The organism is Rhodococcus sp. 1R11, assembly GCF_004563845.1.
Classification (GTDB): domain Bacteria; phylum Actinomycetota; class Actinomycetes; order Mycobacteriales; family Mycobacteriaceae; genus Rhodococcoides.
In genome coordinates, this window is record NZ_SPNG01000027.1 from 1 (window position 1) to 5,116 (window position 5,116).

The following is a 5,116-nucleotide window of genomic DNA, read 5'->3' on the forward strand; positions in this document are numbered from 1 at the left end:
GTCTTTTACGGAGAGTTTGATCCTGGCTCAGGACGAACGCTGGCGGCGTGCTTAACACATGCAAGTCGAGCGGTAAGGCCTTTCGGGGTACACGAGCGGCGAACGGGTGAGTAACACGTGGGTGATCTGCCCTGCACTCTGGGATAAGCTTGGGAAACTGGGTCTAATACCGGATATGACCACAGCATGCATGTGTTGTGGTGGAAAGATTTATCGGTGCAGGATGGGCCCGCGGCCTATCAGCTTGTTGGTGGGGTAATGGCCTACCAAGGCGACGACGGGTAGCCGACCTGAGAGGGTGACCGGCCACACTGGGACTGAGACACGGCCCAGACTCCTACGGGAGGCAGCAGTGGGGAATATTGCACAATGGGCGGAAGCCTGATGCAGCGACGCCGCGTGAGGGATGAAGGCCTTCGGGTTGTAAACCTCTTTCAGCAGGGACGAAGCGTGAGTGACGGTACCTGCAGAAGAAGCACCGGCTAACTACGTGCCAGCAGCCGCGGTAATACGTAGGGTGCGAGCGTTGTCCGGAATTACTGGGCGTAAAGAGTTCGTAGGCGGTTTGTCGCGTCGTTTGTGAAAACCCGGGGCTCAACTTCGGGCTTGCAGGCGATACGGGCAGACTTGAGTGTTTCAGGGGAGACTGGAATTCCTGGTGTAGCGGTGAAATGCGCAGATATCAGGAGGAACACCGGTGGCGAAGGCGGGTCTCTGGGAAACAACTGACGCTGAGGAACGAAAGCGTGGGTAGCAAACAGGATTAGATACCCTGGTAGTCCACGCCGTAAACGGTGGGCGCTAGGTGTGGGTTCCTTCCACGGGATCTGTGCCGTAGCTAACGCATTAAGCGCCCCGCCTGGGGAGTACGGCCGCAAGGCTAAAACTCAAAGGAATTGACGGGGGCCCGCACAAGCGGCGGAGCATGTGGATTAATTCGATGCAACGCGAAGAACCTTACCTGGGTTTGACATACACCGGAAAACCGTAGAGATACGGTCCCCCTTGTGGTCGGTGTACAGGTGGTGCATGGCTGTCGTCAGCTCGTGTCGTGAGATGTTGGGTTAAGTCCCGCAACGAGCGCAACCCTTGTCTTATGTTGCCAGCACGTAATGGTGGGGACTCGTAAGAGACTGCCGGGGTCAACTCGGAGGAAGGTGGGGACGACGTCAAGTCATCATGCCCCTTATGTCCAGGGCTTCACACATGCTACAATGGCCAGTACAGAGGGCTGCGAGACCGTGAGGTGGAGCGAATCCCTTAAAGCTGGTCTCAGTTCGGATCGGGGTCTGCAACTCGACCCCGTGAAGTCGGAGTCGCTAGTAATCGCAGATCAGCAACGCTGCGGTGAATACGTTCCCGGGCCTTGTACACACCGCCCGTCACGTCATGAAAGTCGGTAACACCCGAAGCCGGTGGCCTAACCCCTTACGGGGAGGGAGCCGTCGAAGGTGGGATCGGCGATTGGGACGAAGTCGTAACAAGGTAGCCGTACCGGAAGGTGCGGCTGGATCACCTCCTTTCTAAGGAGCATTCTCCAGAACATGTACCAGCACACAGGTGCTCGGATGATGGTCTGGCAGAGCCCGTTTCGTTCCCACACGTGGAACGGCGGGAGCTCACGGGTGGAACACTGACAACCAGATATCGCGTATCGGTGGGTCTTCAACGACTCCGCCGGCGATGTCTATATCGATGCACTGTTGGGTCCTGAGAGAACACGCGAAAGCATGTTTCTTTCTAGGCAAGACATATACAGAATTCAGATGGTGGTCATACCGCATCGTTAGTGCTTCTTGTTGGAAGTGGTGATGGTGGCTGGTGCTGCTGTGAGTCTGGGTTGTGTGTGTTGTTTGAGAATTGCACAGTGGACGCGAGCATCTTTGTTGTAAGTAATGAAGAGCGTACGGTGGATGCCTTGGCACCAGGAGCCGATGAAGGACGTAGGAGGCTGCGATAAGCCTCGGGGAGCTGTCAACCGAGCTGTGATCCGAGGGTGTCCGAATGGGGAAACCCAGCACGAGTGATGTCGTGTTACCCGCATCTGAATATATAGGGTGTGTGGAGGGAACGTGGGGAAGTGAAACATCTCAGTACCCACAGGAAGAGAAAACAATAGTGATTCCGTGAGTAGTGGCGAGCGAAAGCGGATGAGGCCAAACTTTGTGCGTGTGATACCCGGCAGGGGTTGCGTATGGAGGGTTGTGGGGTTTGCATTGTCGATTCTGCCGGATCGGCCGACAGTGAGAAATTGTGGTGTTAGTCGAAGTGGTCTGGAACGGCCTGTCGTAGAGGGTGAGAGTCCCGTAGACGAAAACATTGCAACTGTCGTTGTGGATACCCAAGTAGCAGCGGGCCCGTGAAATCTGCTGTGAATCTGTCGGGACCACCCGATAAGCCTGAATACTCCCTGGTGACCGATAGCGGACTAGTACCGTGAGGGAAAGGTGAAAAGTACCCCGGGAGGGGAGTGAAATAGTACCTGAAACCGTGCGCTTACAATCCGTCAAAGCCGTCGAGTGACTTGTCACTGGTGGTGATGGCGTGCCTTTTGAAGAATGAGCCTGCGAGTTAGTGGCATGTCGCGAGGTTAACCCGTGTGGGGTAGCCGTAGCGAAAGCGAGTCCGAATAGGGCGTATCCACCTTGTGTGGTGTAGTGGCGTGTTCTAGACCCGAAGCGGAGTGATCTACCCATGGCCAGGTTGAAGCGACGGTAAGACGTCGTGGAGGACCGAACCCACTTAGGTTGAAAACTGAGGGGATGAGTTGTGGGTAGGGGTGAAAGGCCAATCAAACTCCGTGATAGCTGGTTCTCCCCGAAATGCATTTAGGTGCAGCGTCACGTGTTTCTCACCGGAGGTAGAGCTACTGGATGGTCTAGGGGGCCTACAAGCTTACCGAAATCAGCCAAACTCCGAATGCCGGTGAGTGAGAGCGTGGCAGTGAGACTGCGGGCGATAAGGTTCGTAGTCGAGAGGGAAACAGCCCAGATCGCCAGCTAAGGTCCCTAAGCGTGTACTAAGTGGAAAAGGATGTGGGGTCGCGAAGACAACCAGGAGGTTGGCTTAGAAGCAGCCACCCTTGAAAGAGTGCGTAATAGCTCACTGGTCAAGTGATCCTGCGCCGACAATGTAGCGGGGCTCAAGTACACCACCGAAGCTGCGGCACTCACACAATAGCCCGCTGTTCTCTTGCGAGGGTTCAGCCAGGTGTGTGGGTGGGTAGGGGAGCGTCGTGCAGCCATGGAAGCATCGGAGTGATCCAGGTGTGGAGGCTGCGCGAGTGAGAATGCAGGCATGAGTAGCGAAAGACGAGTGAGAAACTCGTCCGCCGAATGACCAAGGGTTCCTGGGCCAGGTTAATCCGCCCAGGGTGAGTCGGGACCTAAGACGAGGCCGACAGGCGTAGCCGATGGACAACGGGTTGATATTCCCGTACCCGTGTAACCGCGCCCATGGTGAATCAGTGACACTAACCACCCTGAATCTCGCTTATCTGGTGCCTTCGGGTACTTAGAAGGCGGGTGGATGCGTGGGACCTGATCTGGTAGTAGCCAAGCGATGGGGTGACGCAGGAAGGTAGCTGGGCCAGTCAGTGGTTGTACTGGTGTAAGCCTGTAGGGCGAACGGTAGGCAAATCCGCCGTTCATATAAGCCTGAGAGGTGATGCGTAGCCGATTGAGGCGAATTCAGTGATCCTATGCTGCCGAGAAAAGCCTCTAGTGAGTTGTTACACGGCCCGTACCCCAAACCGACACAGGTGGTCAGGTAGAGAATACTAAGGCGATCGAGATAACTATGGTTAAGGAACTCGGCAAAATGCCCCCGTAACTTCGGGAGAAGGGGGGCCCCTGCCGGTGATCACTCTTGCAGTGTGAGCTGGTGTGGGCCGCAGAGACCAGTGAGAAGCGACTGTTTACTAAAAACACAGGTCCGTGCGAAGTCGTAAGACGATGTATACGGACTGACGCCTGCCCGGTGCTGGAAGGTTAAGAGGACCGGTTAGCCAGTAATGGCGAAGCTGAGAATTTAAGCCCCAGTAAACGGCGGTGGTAACTATAACCATCCTAAGGTAGCGAAATTCCTTGTCGGGTAAGTTCCGACCTGCACGAATGGCGTAACGACTTCTCAGCTGTCTCAACCATAGACTCGGCGAAATTGCATTACGAGTAAAGATGCTCGTTACGCGCGGCAGGACGAAAAGACCCCGGGACCTTCACTACAGCTTGGTATTGGTGTTCGGTTCGGTTTGTGTAGGATAGGTGGGAGACTGTGAAGCGGTGACGCCAGTTACTGTGGAGTCGTTGTTGAAATACCACTCTGATCGTATTGGATACCTCAACCTCGGACCATGATCTGGTTCAGGGACAGTGCCTGGTGGGTAGTTTAACTGGGGCGGTTGCCTCCTAAAATGTAACGGAGGCGCCCAAAGGTTCCCTCAGCCTGGTTGGCAATCAGGTGTCGAGTGCAAGTGCACAAGGGAGCTTGACTGTGAGACTGACAAGTCGAGCAGGGACGAAAGTCGGGACTAGTGATCCGGCACCGGCAAGTGGAAGCGGTGTCGCTCAACGGATAAAAGGTACCCCGGGGATAACAGGCTGATCTTCCCCAAGAGTCCATATCGACGGGATGGTTTGGCACCTCGATGTCGGCTCGTCGCATCCTGGGGCTGGAGTAGGTCCCAAGGGTTGGGCTGTTCGCCCATTAAAGCGGCACGCGAGCTGGGTTTAGAACGTCGTGAGACAGTTCGGTCTCTATCCGCCGCGCGCGTAAGAAACTTGAGGAAGGCTGTCCCTAGTACGAGAGGACCGGGACGGACGAACCTCTGGTGTGCCAGTTGTTCCACCAGGAGCACCGCTGGTTGGCTACGTTCGGAAGGGATAACCGCTGAAAGCATCTAAGCGGGAAGCCTGTTCCAAGATGAGGTTTCTCACCCCCTCGAGGGGGTAAGGCCCCCGGCAGACCACCGGGTTGATAGGCCAGAACTGGAAGTACAGCAATGTATGCAGGTGACTGGTACTAATAGGCCGAGGACTTACCACAAAGAAGCTACGCGTCCACTGTGCAATATCTGAAACAACACACGAAGAGTTGTTCAGTAACACAACCGAATACA

The 5,116-nt window shown here is 55.6% G+C and carries 2 rRNA genes; both read left to right on the top strand.

Features of this window, described 5'->3' with window-relative positions:
• Positions 1-4 precede the first annotated feature (4 nt).
• Positions 5-1,523 (top strand): 16S ribosomal RNA (locus E4P29_RS25720).
• A 363-nt stretch (positions 1,524-1,886) separates the two neighbouring features.
• Positions 1,887-5,043 (top strand): 23S ribosomal RNA (locus tag E4P29_RS25725).
• Together the 16S and 23S rRNA genes form the textbook arrangement of a ribosomal RNA operon.
• Positions 5,044-5,116: the final 73 nt, after the last annotated feature.